This is a genomic window from Pseudomonadota bacterium (assembly GCA_018823285.1).
Taxonomy (GTDB): Bacteria; Desulfobacterota; Desulfobulbia; order Desulfobulbales; family JAGXFP01; genus JAHJIQ01.
In genome coordinates this window covers 1-15,291 of the sequence record JAHJIQ010000008.1, presented here as the reverse complement: position 1 = coordinate 15,291, position 15,291 = coordinate 1, and the positions used below count along the sequence as shown (strand labels likewise).

The 15,291-nt window shown below is 51.7% G+C and carries 16 protein-coding genes and 1 pseudogene; 5 read left to right on the top strand and 12 right to left on the bottom strand.

All coding sequences use genetic code 11. The features are described from left to right. Positions 1-357: 357 nt before the first annotated feature. The gene (plsY, locus tag KKG35_02930; GenBank protein ID MBU1737068.1) at positions 358-972 is read left to right on the top strand and encodes a glycerol-3-phosphate 1-O-acyltransferase PlsY; all 615 of its coding nucleotides are present in this window, start codon (positions 358-360) and stop codon (positions 970-972) included. Beyond that, positions 896-1,276 carry a J domain-containing protein gene (locus KKG35_02925; GenBank protein MBU1737067.1) on the top strand — a complete coding sequence of 127 codons (381 nt, stop codon included), beginning with the start codon at positions 896-898 and terminating at the stop codon, positions 1,274-1,276. Before plsY ends, KKG35_02925 begins: the two co-directional genes overlap by 77 nt. A 224-nt stretch (positions 1,277-1,500) precedes the next feature. Here KKG35_02925 and KKG35_02920 read toward each other — a convergent pair whose 3' ends face one another. Both KKG35_02920 and KKG35_02915 read right to left on the bottom strand, forming a co-directional pair. Then, positions 1,501-3,384: a SurA N-terminal domain-containing protein gene (locus KKG35_02920; protein MBU1737066.1), complete on the bottom strand. Its 1,884-nt coding sequence runs from the start codon at positions 3,382-3,384 to the stop codon at positions 1,501-1,503. Further along, on the bottom strand, positions 3,377-3,541 hold the full coding sequence (locus tag KKG35_02915) for a hypothetical protein (GenBank protein MBU1737065.1): 165 nt from the start codon (positions 3,539-3,541) through the stop codon (positions 3,377-3,379). Before KKG35_02915 ends, KKG35_02920 begins: the two co-directional genes overlap by 8 nt. Before the next feature lie 27 nt (positions 3,542-3,568). Between KKG35_02915 and KKG35_02910 the strand changes: the two genes are divergently transcribed. Together KKG35_02910 and KKG35_02905 are read left to right on the top strand one after the other, a co-directional pair. Further along, complete coding sequence (locus KKG35_02910; GenBank protein ID MBU1737064.1) at positions 3,569-4,504, top strand: DUF2156 domain-containing protein; 936 nt, start codon at positions 3,569-3,571, stop codon at positions 4,502-4,504. Between the two features lie 121 nt (positions 4,505-4,625). Further along, positions 4,626-5,318, top strand: a complete 693-nt coding sequence (locus tag KKG35_02905; protein ID MBU1737063.1) for an FAD-dependent oxidoreductase — start codon at positions 4,626-4,628, stop codon at positions 5,316-5,318. A 121-nt stretch (positions 5,319-5,439) separates the two neighbouring features. On the opposite strand, the gene KKG35_02900 is transcribed toward KKG35_02905, so the two are convergent. The 10 genes and pseudogenes from KKG35_02900 to KKG35_02855 form a co-directional block, all read right to left on the bottom strand. Continuing rightward, positions 5,440-6,138: a DUF1722 domain-containing protein gene (locus tag KKG35_02900; protein ID MBU1737062.1), complete on the bottom strand. Its 699-nt coding sequence runs from the start codon at positions 6,136-6,138 to the stop codon at positions 5,440-5,442. 15 nt (positions 6,139-6,153) lie between these two features. Then, on the bottom strand, positions 6,154-6,858 hold the full coding sequence (locus tag KKG35_02895; GenBank protein MBU1737061.1) for a haloacid dehalogenase type II: 705 nt from the start codon (positions 6,856-6,858) through the stop codon (positions 6,154-6,156). Positions 6,859-6,933: 75 nt separating this feature from the next. Further along, on the bottom strand, positions 6,934-7,389 hold the full coding sequence (locus tag KKG35_02890; protein MBU1737060.1) for a YaiI/YqxD family protein: 456 nt from the start codon (positions 7,387-7,389) through the stop codon (positions 6,934-6,936). Between the two features lie 48 nt (positions 7,390-7,437). Further along, positions 7,438-7,905 carry an isoprenylcysteine carboxylmethyltransferase family protein gene (locus KKG35_02885; GenBank protein ID MBU1737059.1) on the bottom strand — a complete coding sequence of 156 codons (468 nt, stop codon included), beginning with the start codon at positions 7,903-7,905 and terminating at the stop codon, positions 7,438-7,440. A gap of 73 nt (positions 7,906-7,978) precedes the next feature. Next, entirely contained in the window at positions 7,979-8,362 is a 384-nt protein-coding gene (locus KKG35_02880) for a YkgJ family cysteine cluster protein (GenBank protein MBU1737058.1), read from the bottom strand. 342 nt (positions 8,363-8,704) lie between these two features. Then, complete coding sequence (locus tag KKG35_02875) at positions 8,705-10,801, bottom strand: glutamine synthetase III (GenBank protein ID MBU1737057.1); 2,097 nt, start codon at positions 10,799-10,801, stop codon at positions 8,705-8,707. A 590-nt stretch (positions 10,802-11,391) separates the two neighbouring features. Then, the gene (locus KKG35_02870; protein ID MBU1737056.1) at positions 11,392-11,682 is read right to left on the bottom strand and encodes a HigA family addiction module antidote protein; all 291 of its coding nucleotides are present in this window, start codon (positions 11,680-11,682) and stop codon (positions 11,392-11,394) included. Continuing rightward, the gene (locus KKG35_02865; protein ID MBU1737055.1) at positions 11,682-11,867 is read right to left on the bottom strand and encodes a type II toxin-antitoxin system RelE/ParE family toxin; all 186 of its coding nucleotides are present in this window, start codon (positions 11,865-11,867) and stop codon (positions 11,682-11,684) included. The genes KKG35_02870 and KKG35_02865 overlap by 1 nt, the downstream gene beginning before the upstream one ends. A 120-nt stretch (positions 11,868-11,987) precedes the next feature. Next, complete coding sequence (locus KKG35_02860) at positions 11,988-13,070, bottom strand: IS630 family transposase (GenBank protein ID MBU1737054.1); 1,083 nt, start codon at positions 13,068-13,070, stop codon at positions 11,988-11,990. Positions 13,071-13,124: 54 nt separating this feature from the next. Further along, positions 13,125-13,814 (bottom strand): annotated as a pseudogene (locus KKG35_02855) (transposase). 156 nt (positions 13,815-13,970) lie between these two features. On the opposite strand from KKG35_02855, the gene KKG35_02850 reads away from it, so the two are divergent. Next, entirely contained in the window at positions 13,971-15,092 is a 1,122-nt protein-coding gene (locus KKG35_02850) for a Fic family protein (GenBank protein MBU1737053.1), read from the top strand. Positions 15,093-15,291: the final 199 nt, after the last annotated feature.

Genomic DNA, 15,291 nt, shown 5'->3' with positions numbered 1-15,291 from the left:
GTACGAGCAGGCGAGCTGCTCGACTTAAGCTTTTCACCCTGCGGGTATAAGTTTCGTACGAGCAGGCGAGCTGCTCGACTCAGCTTTTCACCCTGCGGGTATAAGTTTCGTACGAGCAGGCGAGCTGCTCGACTCAGCTTTTCACCCTGCGGGTATAAGTTTCGTACGAGCAGGCGAGCTGCTCGACTCAGCTTTAATAAGCGAAGGGATTAAATACAATGAAATTCTGCACCCGGATCGATGTTTAACAGGGGGAAAAATTCCTTCCCCGGCGGTTGTGGCCACACCACATTCCATGTATGATGCTGGGCGGGACAGTTCCGGAATGTTACTCAATCATAACAGGTCCACGCCAATATGTCTTACGCACTGATCATTTTCTCCTATCTCGTCGGCTCGATCCCGTTCGGACTGCTGTACGGCAAAATGGCCGGGGTCGATGTCCGAAAGGATGGCAGCAGGAACATCGGCGCCACCAATGTCAACCGTCTCCTGGGCAGAAAGCTCGGGGCCCTCACCCTGATCAGCGATGCCCTGAAAGGGCTTTTGCCGATGCTTGTGGTCGCCCACTTCCCTGGGGAACTGCCCCACAGGGAAATGGTTGCAATGCTTTCCGGGACCGCCGCCCTGGTCGGCCACTGCTTTCCGGTTTACCTGAAATTCCAGGGCGGGAAAGGGGTTGCCACCGCCCTCGGAATCTATCTCTATCTTGCGCCCCTGCCGACTCTTGGCGCCATGGCATTATTTGTCATCACGGTCCGGCTCTCCGGCTATGTCTCCATGGGTTCGCTTGCCGCGTCCCTTGTCATGCCGGTTCTGCTCCTGCTTTCCGGTGAGGGGAAGCCCCTTGTCATTACTGCCGGGCTGATCGCGGCCATTATCTGGTTTAAGCACCATGAAAACATCCGCCGCCTGGTCAAAGGCGAGGAAAAGAGCTGGAAAACGAAGAACAGCGATGCAGAAAAGCGATAAATGGGAAAAGATCGCCAAAGCCAGGGAACTCCTGAACCTTGGCGATTCGTGTTCGATCAATGAACTGAAACAGGCCTTCCGGGAACTGGCCAAGGTGCACCATCCGGACAAGGCTACCGCAACGGAAGAAAACACAGACTCTGCCACAATGCAGGATTTGAACGACGCCTACCGTATCCTTCTGGAGTACTGCGAAAAGTATCCCATCTCCCTGGTGAGGGGAGAAACCTCTGAGCTTGACGACGAAGACTGGTGGATGAACCGCTTCGGCAACGACCCTCTCTGGGGCAGAAAAAAGGGCTGAACAACTGGACAGAAGTCAGAAGTCAGAAGTCAGAAGTCAGAAAAACGGTGCCCCGGTTCCAGATCTTATTCAAGCTCTGATTGAAGAGCCTCTGCCGGAAAAATCCCCCTTTGCATGCGGAAGAGACTTTCACTCACCACAAAAAAAAAGGACTGAACAGCCTGGAGCCGTTCAGTCCTGCAAAAGATCGTGTTCTTTGTCAAATATCCGACTTTCCGGCCGCTTTAGAACCTCTGATCGATAGTAATCTCTGCCTGGTCCCGTAAAAAGGCCACCCAGGAAACCATCCGGGCGGACTGGGCTTCAGCGGCCAGCTTTTTCCTGACCTCATCTTTCTTCTCCGGGGCCAGCTCCTCGGAAACATCTTTTTCCTCATTAAAGGCAAGCACATAAAATTTATTGCCTTCGCTGACTATGTTTTCCGGATAGGGAGCTGACGCGGTCAGCCCCAGACCGTTGTCGATCACTCCGGGGGAAAGCTTGGTGCCTCCCCGGTTGGCCCGTGACAGAAACGGCGAGGTTTTCACTTCAACGCCAAGCTTTCCGGCTTCGGCGTCAAGGGTGCTCCCTGCCTTCATCGCTGCAAGCATCTCCTCTGCGCCTTTCCGGGAAAGCTCACGGGCGCGCTCGGCGACAAGGTCCTTCTCCACTTGTTCCCTGATCGCGGCGAGCTCAGGCACCACAGGAGGTTTGATCTCTTTGGCAAAAAGGATCGCGTAACCGGTTCTTCCTTCAACCAGAGAACTGAGCTCTCCTTCCTTCAAACCGAACGCCGCCGCCTGAAATTCAGGATTTGCAGCCAATTCGGCAGCGGGTTTCGTCCGGCTGAAAAAATCGGTTTCCCTGATCTCGACCCCTCCTGCTTCGGCATATTTGGCAAGACTTCCGGAAAGAATGATCTTTTCATAAGCCTCATTGGCGTTCTTGAACACCAGTTCCCGCGCCTGCTCCTTCCTGATCCCGGCGACGATCTCGCCTTTCACATCGTCAATGGTCCTGACCTGAGCAGGGCTGACGGCCTCCAGCCTGATCACATGGAAGCCGAAATCCGATCTAACCATGGTCAGTTCACCCTTGCCAAGGCTGAATACCGCATCTTCAAAAGGTTTGACCATCTGTCCGCGACCGAAAAGGCCAAGATCGCCGCCCCTGGTCCCGGAACCCTTGTCATCGGAATGCTTTCTGGCGAGAGCGGCAAGGTCCGCGCCTTCACGGATCTTTTTCAGGAGACCTTCGGCTTTCTGCCGTTTCTCCACCACCATCTCTTCACTGTCGCCTTCTTCCACCTTGATCAGAATATGGCTCGCGCGTCGTTTCTCGGGAACGACATACCTCTCTTTGTTTGCCTCATAGTACGCGGCGATTCTCTCTTCAGGCACCTCGATAGTATTGCTGTCCTCAAACAGGAACTGGACGTAATTCAATTTGATCTGTGGTGAGGTCCGGTAACTGTCTTTCTTCTCCTCAAAAAACGCGGCAAGCTCTTCGTCTTTGATCTCGATTTTCTTCTCAAAATCCCTGGGCTCGATCTCAACATAGGAAAATTTCTTCTGGCGGTATTCAAAGTCGATTCTCTCGGCAAGCTCCGCCTCGGACACTCCGGCGAACCGGGAAAGATGGTCGAGGACCTTTCCCGTCAGGAGGTCGATTTTCATCGAAGCCTCGAACTGCTCGGGGCTCATCCGGTTGCCGGCCAGGATCTGATTGTACCAGCCGAGGTCAAAGGCGCCGTTGTTCTTGAAGGTCTCCATCTCCTGGATCGCTTTTTGGACTTCAAAGTCACTGACCAGCAACCCCATTTCGGCCGCACCCTGCCGAACCAGGGCCTGCTGGATCAACTGGTCGAGAACCTGATCTTTCAGGCCGAGAGTCTCCAGGAGACCATCCGGAATATTCCCCCCCAGCTGGCTGCGGAAGTCCTCGATTCGTTTGTTGTAGGTCCGCTGATACGCATCATAGGTAATCGGTTCGTCATTCACCATCGCCACGGCATTGGTGCCGGTTCCCTGGTTTGTCCCCACTCCCCAGAAAATAAAGACCAGGATAATCGCCACAATGGTGACCTGGATGAAAGTCGACTGGGCTTTCCGCCGCATGAAATCAAGCATTTTCTCTTTTCTCCTCGATTACTCTGAAAATATGATTTATCAAGGGCGTTATCCTAAGTTTTTTCCCGTGGGCCGTCAATATTTTTTCACCCGGATTTTCTCCCGGACCGGAAAACCCGGATGATTTTTCCCCGCAAACTGCTATGATTGATTCCATGATGACTTTTTCCCCGTTCCGGACCAGATGAAAGCACTCGAATTAAGCGACCGCGAAAAGATCACCGCCCTTTTCCGGCAGTACCCGCCGGTCATTTCCGAACACACCTTCACCAACCTCTTTGTCTGGCGGCACATGCGGCCGCTCGATTTCTTCGAGATCGAAGGCTCGATCATTTTTACCGTAAAATCGGCAAGCAGGGTCCTGCCCGGCAGAATCATTTTCGGGCCGCCGCTGGGCGATCTCGAGATCCGGGATGCCCTCAGCTGCTTTGACGGGCCCGTTACCGGGGCGATCCGTCTGCCGGCCGGTGGCCGGGAAGACTTCTATTATGCCGCAGCCGTCGAGGAAGACCGCGACAACGCCGATTACGTCTATCTGGTCGAAGATCTGGCAACCCTTGCCGGTCGCAGGTTCGCAAAGAAAAGAAACCATATCAAAGGGTGTCTCAACAACTACTCCTGCCGGTATGAACCGATAACCGCCGCCAACATTGCTCAATGCAAGGAACTGGCCCACCGCTGGTGCGTCCAGAGGCAATGCCATCACGAACCCGGGCTCTGCGGTGAGTACCAGGCCTTGAACGATTGCCTGGACTACTTTGCTGAACTTGACCTGCTGGGCGGCGCGGTCCTGATCAACGGGCAGGTCGAGGCGATCGCCATCGCAGAAGAACTCCGGCCTGAAATGGCCGTGTGGCATTTCGAAAAAGCGAACCCCGCGATCCCCGGGCTCGGCCAGCTGATCAACAAGTGGTTTGCCGAATTCGGCCTGCAAGACTTCAAATACGTGAACCGGGAGCAGGATCTGGGGGTGCCCGGCCTGCGGCAGGCCAAGGAAAGTTATTATCCGGATCACCTGGTGGAAAAGAAAAATATCCTGCTCCACCCGCAGGCATCTTTTCCTTTAAAGGCGGCGACCAAAGTCTGCGATCTGGTCTTTCCGATGGCCGATATGCTATGATCGCAACAGCCGTTTCACCAGTTGCCTGAACTTGCAAAGAGAATGCCTTCCCAATGATTCTCGGTCTAACGCTGTTCGCTGTCAGCTGCAGGGAGCTTCAATAAATAAAGAGGAAATCATCATGAATGCATACCAGACCAAATTTATCGAACGAATTGAAAGAACCCCGTCCTCCGTCAGTTATCGGTTTGCCAGGCCAGACGGGCTCGCCTTCACGGCCGGGCAGTACATGCTGGTCGATCTTGGCGACAAACTGGTCCACCCGCTGTCGCTCAGTGACTGCCCCGAGGAAACGGGGTATATCGAGTTCACCAAACGGATGACCGGCAGCCCTTACTGCGAAAAGCTTGAGTCTCTTGCCAGGGGAATCCCGGCGACCGTCAAGGGCCCCACCGGGAAATTCATCTGTGAAGAGGCGAGCGGGACGATCGTAATGATTGCAGGCGGCATCGGCATCACCCCGATCCGGAGCATTCTCAAAAGCCATGAGAAAAAAAAGGGATCCGCCTGTAAAATCGTTTTGCTCTATGGGAACCTGAACAAAGACGACATCGCATTCCGGGCAGAACTGGAAAACCTTGCCCTCCCGGATTATCGGCTGGTCCACGTTCTTTCCGATCCCACGGGAATGGATAACGCACACCAGGGGTTCATTACCGCAGAGGTCATCACCAAGGAAGTCCCGGATTATCCCGGGGCGACCTATATGATCTCCGGCCCGCCGGTGATGGTCGAAGCGATGAAAAAAGCGCTGGCCGCGATCAGCGTCAAAGAAGACCAGGTCCGCACCGATATTTTTCTGGGATATGATTGAAGAGGGAAAGGGTCCGATTTAGGGGCCGTTAAGAAATAACTGTTACATAAATGGTCGCCTGAATACGGCCCCTTATGCCGTTTACAGCCTCTAAATGTGACAGTTATTATTGGACAACGGCTTAGTATTTCCAGGCGGCCAGATCACTCAAGGCGGTCGAATGGACCAGATAAAGGACCTTGCCGGCGAAAGCCGCTCTCCGGATCTCGGCGAGCAGTCTGTGCGGGGTGAGTCCTTCGATTTTTCTCCCCTCCACCCCGCTCCATTGTGAAACATAACCCCACATATGCTGCAGGGTATTTTTAATATAACGCCGGTTCGGCGGCTGGCGGAGCAGTTCCGTTAAGACCAGGGCAACCGCGGCAACCTCGGAATTCCCCCCTCTTGCCGCCACCCGCCCGCCGATGCTTTTATAGATGCCCGGGTCGCGCGCCATCACCGAATACTTGTGCTGGGCCCATAGCTGCTGGGCATTTGCCGGCAACGGGATCCGGCCCTCCCCGCGTTCCACATACTTTCCTGCCAGAAGAGCCAGCTGTGCTCCCGGCTGGTCGATGTAGGTTTCGGGCCACACGCCTTTTTTCGACCTTAAAGCCACCGGGGTCCGATCTACATAGCCGCGCAGAGCCATCTCCGCAGCCAGCATGGCATGCCGCTGGCGGAGCGCCCAGCCATACCCTTGCCAGCGAAGTGTTTCCGGATGTCGAGAGTAGCCCTTCTTATTGTTGCTGAGAATCGAGACGATCCCGTGCAGCTCCCGATGCTCGCCCAGCAGGCTTTGCCGGTTCAGATAACCGGGATGGATGTCCCACACTCTCATTGATAACGCTCTTCCTCAAACTGCATTGGCTTCACCAGCCGACTGCTGACACGCGGCGATTTTCTCCCGCAGATCGGCAAGACCGGGCACGATGATCGTGGGCTCGATCCCCCACGGGTCGAAGATCGCCTCCGGTGCACGTTTGACCCAGGCCGCTTTCATCCCGGCCGAGATCGCGCCGATGACATCGAAGGGATTGCCGGAGATCAGCCAGGCCCCGCTCCCCGCCGCCCCGGACTTTCTTAAAAAATGGCGGTACACGGCGGGATTCGGCTTGAAGGTTTTCAGGTCGTCCACACTGACAACCCCGAGGAAAAAATCCCTGATCCCGGCGCCGGCGAGCAGCGTCTCGACCGCTTCAGCACTGCCGTTGGAAAAGGCGTAGAGGCGAAACCCGCCTTCCTGCAGCCGAGTCAGCCCCTCTTTGACATCTGCAAATGGCGGAAGGGTACGATACACAGCGAGAAGATCTTTTTTCTGCTCTCCGGTGAGGGCAATTTTATAGAAAAGGGCGGTGTACTCCAGAGCGTTAGCGGTGCAGACAGCGAAATTTTCGTACGCACCCATCAGCCCCCGGCGGAAAGAGTATTCCAGCTGCTTGTCGCGCCAGGTGGCGGAAAAATCACGCGCAGAGTCGCCGATGAACAACTCAAGCGCCGCAACAACCCCGTGGGTGTCGATCAGGGTGCCGTACACGTCAAATCCGATGGTGATGGTCATTTTTTTCTCCTGCGGAATCTGCCGGAAATCGGAACCGGTCGAGAAAGACCTGCGACCCGGTTGATACCGGTGACGTCATGCCTGGTTGAGATACCGCGTCAGCAGTCGGTCCAGATTATTGGCAAAGTTCTGCCGGTCTCTCTGGCTGAGCACCGGTGGCCCCCCGGTATCGATACCATCACTCCGCAGGGTATCGAGAAAATCCCGCATGCTGAGACGCGCCCGGATGTTTTCTTCGGTATAGAGTTCTCCGCGCGGGTTTAGAGCCCACCCCCCTTTTTCAACCACCTTCGCGGCCAGGGGGATATCTGCGGTCACGACCAGATCGCCGGGGAGGAGCTGTTTCACGATCTCATTATCGGCAACATCGGCGCCATGGCGCACCCGCACCAGACTGATCAGGCGCGACACCGGGATGCGCATCATCTGGTTCGCCACCAGGGTCAACGGAATTCCGGTCCGCTCCGCCGCCTTGAACAGGATCTCCTTGATCACCACCGGACAGGCATCCGCATCGACCCAGATCTTCATTGACGTTCACTCTCCGGCAAACCGCTCTCCTCCACTCTCACCCCGGAACTACAGCCAGCGCCGGACTTTTTGCCGGTATCGGCGGTAACTCTCTTTGAATTTATTCTGCAGGGCCGCTTCCTCCGGCGCAATCTGGAACCTGTTGATAAACCAGACAAACGAGGCGGCCACGAGAATCGTTGAGAATGCGCCGGAATAGATGGCGGCTCCCGCCAAGACGAGCAGGATGCCAAGATACATCGGATTACGGGAGTATCGGTAGATGCCGATGATCACCAGTTCAGTTGCCTCATCGGGGCGTCGTGGATCCACCGTTGTTTTCAGTTTGATAAAGGCCAGGATTCCGGCCACGGCAACCAGCAACCCCGCTCCGGCGAGGATCCAGGCGGCGGCAGTCTGATACCGGAATTCAAAGCGGCAGAGCGGCAGATATCGGGCGGCAAGCCAGATACCGGCCATGGCCAACGCTCCCTGCACAACCGGGGGAATCTTGAGCTGCAGCTTCAAATGATTCATTTCCATATATCCCGACTCTCTGCATTGCTGATTCTTTCGAAGGTGCAGTAAGTTGGATACATTTTCACTTCAGTCATCCGCCCTCATCCTTCAGGGAAACGCCGGGACATTCAGCAAGCATCTCCCGGGTTTCATCCGCTGATAATTTCCAGAACGGAAACAATCTGCACTGCTCGGGTCGGGCCTCGTAAACAGTGCATCTGCAGTCGATGGGGTCAAAAAAGCAGCAGAAATGCTCGCCGTTCACCACCCGCTCCTGCAGGGAAAGTCTGCCCCGGAACTCCCGGACAAATTGCCTGGTAAAAATCTCAACCGCCATCTTCCGTGCTGCGGCCATTGCCTGCAGCTCGGCAACGCTGATCCAGACATAACCCTGCCGGCCCCGGCAGCATCTGCCGCCGCAGGTTTTGCACGCGCTATTGTCAAACTGATAGGAAAAACCGTTTTGCCTGTTCATCACTGATTACCACTCAAATTCAGTCAATGACTCTTCGGCAAGCTCAGAGTGAACGGAATTACTATTTTACCGCTCCTCCTGAGCTTGTCGAAAGATGGCTCGACTGAAGCTCTGCTCCACACCGATATGCATAAAAGGCAATAATATCAGCAATTTATCTTGTTAGCCGGCAAACAGGCTGAGTTTCGGTAGAACTCATAGATTGAGTTGCACCCCTCCCTCCTTTACTCTGCGGAGAAACAACAATGAATAAACTACAACGCAAGCCAAGGTGCAATCGGAACGGCAAAAAAAAAGGGAGCCCCGCAGGACTCCCTTTCTCTACCATATACGATGTACGACTTACAGCTTGAACAGCAAATCGCTGTAGGTCGGGACCGGCCACAGATCACTGGGCACCAGTGCTTCAAGGCCATCGATGTCCTTCCGCAGATCGAAAAGGGTGGTAAAAACCTTGTCGCGGTAGGCGGCGGCCTGTTTGTCAACCTTGGTGATCGCCTGGGCCTTGGCGGTCTCGTCCTCAAGCTTCTTGACCTTCTTGGCGGCCGATTCAAGCAGCTTTGAAACATCAGCCAGCAGTGCCTTCTGCACGGAAGCGCCCTTGCCGACCACGGCGATGGAGTTGCCGAGCTCGGTCGCGAAACGAATTCCCGCCGGGATGAACTGCCGCCTGACCATCTGAATCCCGGTCAGGGCCTCGATATTGATATGCTTGGCATACTGCTCGACATAGATGTCATACCGGGAATGCAGCTCCTCTTTACTGAGCACCTTGTACTTCTCAAAGAGCTTGATCGCTTTCGGGGTCACAAAAGCCTTCAGGGCGTCGACCGCGTTTTTGGTGTTCGGCAGGCCGCGTTTGGCTGCTTCCTTTTCCCACTCGGCGGAATAGTTGTTGCCGTTGAAGATGATCCGGCCGTGCTTGGCCATGAACTCTTTGACAATGGCCTGGATCTCGGTGTTGACGTTCTTGGCCTTCTCCAGACGGCTGGCGACCTCGTCCAGGACCTCGGCGGCGATGGTGTTCAGGGCGACGTTGGGGCCGGAGATGGACTGGGAGGAACCAAGCATCCGGAATTCGAACTTGTTGCCGGTGAAGGCAAAGGGCGAGGTCCGGTTCCGGTCGGTGTTGTCTTTGGGCAGATCAGGCAGGGTATCGACGCCGATCCTCAAGAACTGGCAAGCGCTGCCCTTGCGGCAATACTTCTCGCCCTTGGCTACGGCGTTCAGGATATCGGTCAGTTCATCGCCGAGGAAGCTTGAGATAATCGCCGGCGGGGCCTCGTTGGCGCCCAGGCGATGGTCGTTGCCGGAGCTCGCGCAGGTGGCACGCAGGATATCGGCATGGACATCCACCGCCTTCATGGTCGCGGCCAGCACCACCAGGAACTGGGCGTTCTCTTCAGGAGTGGAACCCGGCTCCATCAGGTTGATGCCGTCATCGGTGGTCAGCGACCAGTTGTTGTGCTTGCCGGAACCATTTACCCCGGCGTACGGTTTCTCGTGCAGCAGGCAGACCAGATCGTGCCGCAGGGCCACTTTCTGCATGGTCTCCATGACCAACTGATTGTGGTCGGCAGCAATGTTGGTGGTGGAGAAGACCGGGGCCATTTCGTACTGGGCCGGGGCCACCTCGTTGTGCTTGGTCTTGGAAGTGATCCCCATCTTCCAGAGTTCGATGTCGAGTTCCTTCATGTAGCTCGCAACCCGGTCCTTGATCGCGCCGAAGTACTGGTCTTCCAGCTCCTGACCCTTGGGAGCCGGAGCGCCGAACAGGGCGCGGCCGCCGGTCATCAGGTCCAGACGCTGTAAATAGAATTTTTTGTCGACCAGAAAGTACTCCTGCTCGGGACCGACGGTGGCGGTAACCCGGGTGGAAGTAGTGTTGCCCATGGCGCGGAGCACCCGGATGGCCTGCTTGGAAACCGCATCCATGGAACGAAGCAACGGGGTCTTTTTGTCCAGAGCCTCGCCATTGTAAGAGCAGAAGGCGGTGGGGATGCAGAGGGTCACATCGCCTTCGGCATCTTCCTTCAAGAAGGCGGGAGAAGTGCAGTCCCAGGCGGTGTAACCGCGGGCCTCGAAGGTCACCCGGAGGCCGCCGCTCGGAAAGGAAGAAGCGTCCGGTTCGCCCTGGATCAGCTGCTTCCCTGAGAATTCGAGGATCACCCCGCCGTCAGCGGTGGGAGAGATAAAAGAATCATGTTTCTCGGCAGTCGAGCCGGTCAACGGCTGGAACCAGTGGGTGTAATGGGTGGCGCCACGCTCAATGGCCCAATCCTTCATGGCGTTGGCCACCACCGCAGCGACTTCCGGCTTCAGAGCGGCATTGCGCTCAATGGTCTGCTTGAGGGCCTTGTAGGTCTCCTTCGGCAGCCTTTCCCGCATGATCTTGTCATTGAATACGTTGCTGCCGAAAATATCGGTCAGCGACACCATCTCACTCCCGTAACCACCACCAAAGTCCGTACACATCGTTGAATCCTCCTTAAAGAATCACCTGTAAAATTAGCAAGTCAATGATGCTATATTACAAAATTGTTAAAAAAATATTCCAGACAACCGATACTAGATACAAAATAACTCCCTGTTTGTCTGCTTTTTTTTCTCGCCGGACATCTTATTTTCGCACGAGGCGCACAACTCACCATGCTCGCCGACAAACATTTCCATCCTGGAAGATCAAAAAAGACCGGACCGGATCAGATCACCATCGTGGCGAAGAGGAAATCCAAACACAAAACCTGCCCATCGGCAGGTTTTTCATTGCAGCGAAAAAAATCGCCCTGATCGACTAAATACCGACTCAACGGGCAAATATCCCCTGAGAAGTGGAATACGGCTTGAAGTTTGGCATTGCAATATCCGGTGCTGAAGGTGAGGTGTGCTCATGCAATAAACACTCGGTGCTTACAGCATTTTACATAATAATTCCAGAAATTTAGGCTTTTTCTACAGGCTCACGTTTCGGGTGAGGGGCACCGGTAGGCGCCCCGCTTGACTTGGTTGTTAAAGCTTGTCTTTTCATTTTATGCATGCATTGCGATAGGCTCGATTTCATCGAGATTAACATTTTTTTTTGCATGCCATAAGTTGTAGTTTTCTTGCATTGCCAACCAACTTTCAGGAGAGCGCCCCAAGCCCTTTGAAAGACGTAGAGCCATTTCTGGGCTCATGTTACTCTGCCCGTTAATTAGGCGCAAAAAAGTTGAAGGGGAAACCTTGAGCTTCATTGCAACACTGCGATAGCTGAAATGGAACGGCTCAAGATAAACTTCTCGAATAAATTCTCCTGGATGTGGGGGATTGTGCATACTCATTAGTGATAGTCCTCATAGTTGACGATGTAGGCGTTACCGTCTTCGAATTTAAAAACAATTCGCCAGTTTTTATTTACATCTATGGCCCATAAATCTTTTTTGTCTCCTTTAAGTTGATGGAGACGAAAGCCCGGAATGTCCATATCTTCAATGCATGTTGCAGTATCAAGGGCTGCAAGGCGCATTCTGATTTTTTGCTTATGTCCAGGCTTAGAATAGCCGGGGTCACTTAGCGCTTAGCCGGGGCTTAGAGTAGCCGGATTAGCCGATTAGCCGGGGTCGGACCACGCTAATGGTGGTCGCTATTAATCCTGTAACTTAATCAAGGATTCCCTTGCTCGTTTAACTTTTTCCAGAATATCAGTTGCCTTTGCTGTCCAGATAAATGGTTTCGGGTTGTCATTATGGGCTTGAATGTAATCACTGATCGCTACCTCCAATTCAATAGTAGAGCGGAATACCCCCCTCCGGATACGCCGCTCAGTGATATCCCGAAAAAAACGTTCGACCATATTCAACCAAGATGCACTTGTCGGGGTGAAATGGAAATGGAACCTCTTGTTACGCTCCTGCCATTCTTTAACTGAGGCATGTTTGTGTGTTGCGTAATTGTCACAAATGATGTGAACTTCTTTATCCTTTGGGGTTGAGCGCTTCAATAAATTGAGAAATTTCAGCCACTCCTGATGACGATGTCTTTTCATGCATGTTCCAACCACCTTGCCATCCGCAATGTTAAGTGCGGCAAACAGCGATGTCGTGCCGTTCCGACGGTAGTCATGGGTCATCGTTCCGCAACGACCTTTTTTAATTGGCAGGCTTGGCTGCGTGCGGTCGAGAGCCTGAATTTGACTTTTCTCGTCACAGGAAAGAACGATTGCATGTTCCGGGGGAGATAGATACAGCCCCACAATATCTTCGAGTTTCTCCACAAAATGTTTGTCGTTAGAAAGCTTGAATACATTCACCAAATGCGGTTTTAGTCCGTTTTTACGCCAAATTCTTCCTACAGTGCTCGGGCTGACATTAACGGCTTCCGCCATTGTCTGACGGCTCCAATGAGTGGCGTTTTGGGGAACTTCTTCCTGTGTCTTTCGAATGATTTCATCCGAAAGGCTACGTTTATGTACCGGCGGGCGACCTGAGCGCTGAACATCCTTTTCTATTCCAGAATAGCCTTGCTCAGCATAACGATTGCGCCAACGGCCAACTTTTTGTCGGCTTATGCCCAGCTTTTCACCGATTTCCATATTTTCATGGCCTCCGGCCGCCAACAGAACGATACGGGCTCGTTCCGCCAAACGAACAGAAATACAACGGCTCCGAACTATACTTTCGAGCCGTGTTCGCTCATCCTCTGCCAATTGGATTTGGGGTGCTGTTTTCATGCAGCACAGTATACATCACAATCTTATATGTTGCACTATTTATGACGGGCTACACTAACTAGTCGTAATTATAGAATTAACATCCCAAAAGTAGGCGTTTGAAGCCCCTATATCTTCTTTTTTACTGTCGAAAACAGCATTATAGGTTCCCATATTCTCACGCAACTGAAGGGCCCCTTCTTTTTCAAAAATACTTCTCCCTTTCGCGAGTGCCCCTAGTTTGTCTTTTATTCCCTTAAGAAAAATTGTACTTCCAACGGCAATACTTTCAGTCCACTGATCCTGCCGGAAGTTGTTCCCATTTACCAAAGAATCATTCACCAATTCCTGATGGGCCATTCGAAATTCTTCATAGCTATCAAATCCGGCGAGCTCCGCAAGTTTTCGATGGTCGATAATCACATTCTTCTTCCTCGGTTGCTGGATGTCGTTATATCCGCCGAAAGCCCATTCCGAAGGATGAGAAACGACTCCGGCACGAACCATATTCAAATCAATGTATACTAAACATCTAAGTAAATGTTGGTCAGTCTCTACTGCTGTTGCGTGATAACGATCCTCCCAGAAAGCGCCCTTCCGTTTCTTCCTCAAATTAAACTCCTGGCCGATTCGCCCGGCTACCAGTTTGATTGATCGGGGAATTACGTCTCTCTCTTTTCCATCCTGGATAAGTAAATGGATATGGTTTGAAGTCACTGTGTAATTCAGAATGATCAGGCCGTAACGACGTTTTGCTTCAAAAAGCGGTCAGGTTGACCCTTTTGTTGGGCTTTTTCTATTTTAAAATATTTTTGTTTGTGATACATTATGCGTTACACATTTTACGGTAACACATTGCTAACTAGCTTGATTTATGTGCTTATTTGGTTACATTTCCTGTATCAATTTCGTGGTGAATAAATGAAAGAAATTATGACTTTTAAGTCGGGCAAGTTTTATTTATGCGATATTTATGATGAAACTAAAATTAACAACTTACTTATGCGGGCCACTGTGCTCAACGAAACAGTTGTTGATCTGCCAATTTTGCCTGAGCTTTCATCGCGCCTAGAGCCTGACATTATGTATAGCTCAATATCTGGGACTGCCATGATTGAAGGGAATGCAATCACAGGAGAAGATGTTAAAAGAATCGCTGCAGGTGAGGACATAGTCAGTTATACCCAAAAAGACAAACAAGAAATAAAGAATTTAATTAATGCTTACAATTGGTTATCTGGCATTGAGCCTGCTGACGAGCCGTTTACTTTAACAGAAGAAAGAATCAAAGAATTACATAAAATTATTACCAGCAATGTTCTACTTGAAAACAATATACCAGGGCAGTACCGAAACGAAATGGTTTATGTCGGAGACAAGGCTCATGGGGGTAAATATACTCCTCCTAAAATATTAGCTGACATAAAAAATCTAATGACCGAGTTTGTTAATTGGATAAATAGCGAAGAAATAAAAACACTTAACCCATTTATTCGTGCTGCCCTCGCCCATTATCACTTTTGTCTTATTCATCCATTTGCTGACGGAAACGGGAGGACGGCGAGAATAATAGAAGCTTTATTACTCCAAACCTCCAACATTAAATACGTACCCAAGGAAATATCTAATTATTACTATCGGAATGTTGATGATTATTACATATCATTTTCAAAAAGTATTAATCTTAAAAAAGATATTACTCCATTTGTTGAGTTTATGTTAAAGGCGTCTGTCGAAAGCCTACAAGGCATTAAGGAATCTATTGTTTATTTCATTAGAAAATTTACTCTCAGAGATTTTTATGCATTCGAGAAAAAAGAGAAAAGAATTACAAGCCGTCAATTTGACTTGCTTTTATTGTTATTAGACAATCAATCTCCATTCAGTTTAAAAGATTTGATGGAAAAGTCTCCATTCTCTATTCTATACAGGAGAGTTTCGACTCAAACTGCCAGGCGAGACTTGAAAAAGTTAACCGAGAAAAACATTCTCCATATTTCGGGTGACAACAAATACTCCTTAAATCTGCGAGCACTTGGATAGCATATTTTGCAAAATCAGTCAGGTCAGGGGGTCAGGCTTGACAAATGGGCATTATCTCATCAACATTTTGATTTTATTTACTTTTTCGCGTAAATAATCGTCATCTTTCATTTTCTTTTCCAGTCGAGAAGCTGACTGACTCAAGCTGGATAAATCGCGCTGTAATGTTCGGCTAAGTTCCATAAGGCTGAGATGATCT

Bases quoted from the DNA above. Each gene is read 5' to 3' on its own strand.
- plsY (MBU1737068.1), top strand. From the start codon at position 358: ATGTCTTACGCACTGATCATTTTCTCCTATCTCGTCGGCTCGATCCCG.
- KKG35_02925 (MBU1737067.1), top strand. From the start codon at position 896: ATGAAAACATCCGCCGCCTGGTCAAAGGCGAGGAAAAGAGCTGGAAAA.
- KKG35_02920 (MBU1737066.1), bottom strand. From the start codon at position 3,384: ATGCTTGATTTCATGCGGCGGAAAGCCCAGTCGACTTTCATCCAGGTC.
- KKG35_02915 (MBU1737065.1), bottom strand. From the start codon at position 3,541: ATGGAATCAATCATAGCAGTTTGCGGGGAAAAATCATCCGGGTTTTCC.
- KKG35_02910 (MBU1737064.1), top strand. From the start codon at position 3,569: ATGAAAGCACTCGAATTAAGCGACCGCGAAAAGATCACCGCCCTTTTC.
- KKG35_02905 (MBU1737063.1), top strand. From the start codon at position 4,626: ATGAATGCATACCAGACCAAATTTATCGAACGAATTGAAAGAACCCCG.
- KKG35_02900 (MBU1737062.1), bottom strand. From the start codon at position 6,138: ATGAGAGTGTGGGACATCCATCCCGGTTATCTGAACCGGCAAAGCCTG.
- KKG35_02895 (MBU1737061.1), bottom strand. From the start codon at position 6,858: ATGACCATCACCATCGGATTTGACGTGTACGGCACCCTGATCGACACC.
- KKG35_02890 (MBU1737060.1), bottom strand. From the start codon at position 7,389: ATGAAGATCTGGGTCGATGCGGATGCCTGTCCGGTGGTGATCAAGGAG.
- KKG35_02885 (MBU1737059.1), bottom strand. From the start codon at position 7,905: ATGAATCATTTGAAGCTGCAGCTCAAGATTCCCCCGGTTGTGCAGGGA.
- KKG35_02880 (MBU1737058.1), bottom strand. From the start codon at position 8,362: ATGAACAGGCAAAACGGTTTTTCCTATCAGTTTGACAATAGCGCGTGC.
- KKG35_02875 (MBU1737057.1), bottom strand. From the start codon at position 10,801: ATGGTGTCGCTGACCGATATTTTCGGCAGCAACGTATTCAATGACAAG.
- KKG35_02870 (MBU1737056.1), bottom strand. From the start codon at position 11,682: ATGAGTATGCACAATCCCCCACATCCAGGAGAATTTATTCGAGAAGTT.
- KKG35_02865 (MBU1737055.1), bottom strand. From the start codon at position 11,867: ATGCGCCTTGCAGCCCTTGATACTGCAACATGCATTGAAGATATGGAC.
- KKG35_02860 (MBU1737054.1), bottom strand. From the start codon at position 13,070: ATGAAAACAGCACCCCAAATCCAATTGGCAGAGGATGAGCGAACACGG.
- KKG35_02850 (MBU1737053.1), top strand. From the start codon at position 13,971: ATGAAAGAAATTATGACTTTTAAGTCGGGCAAGTTTTATTTATGCGAT.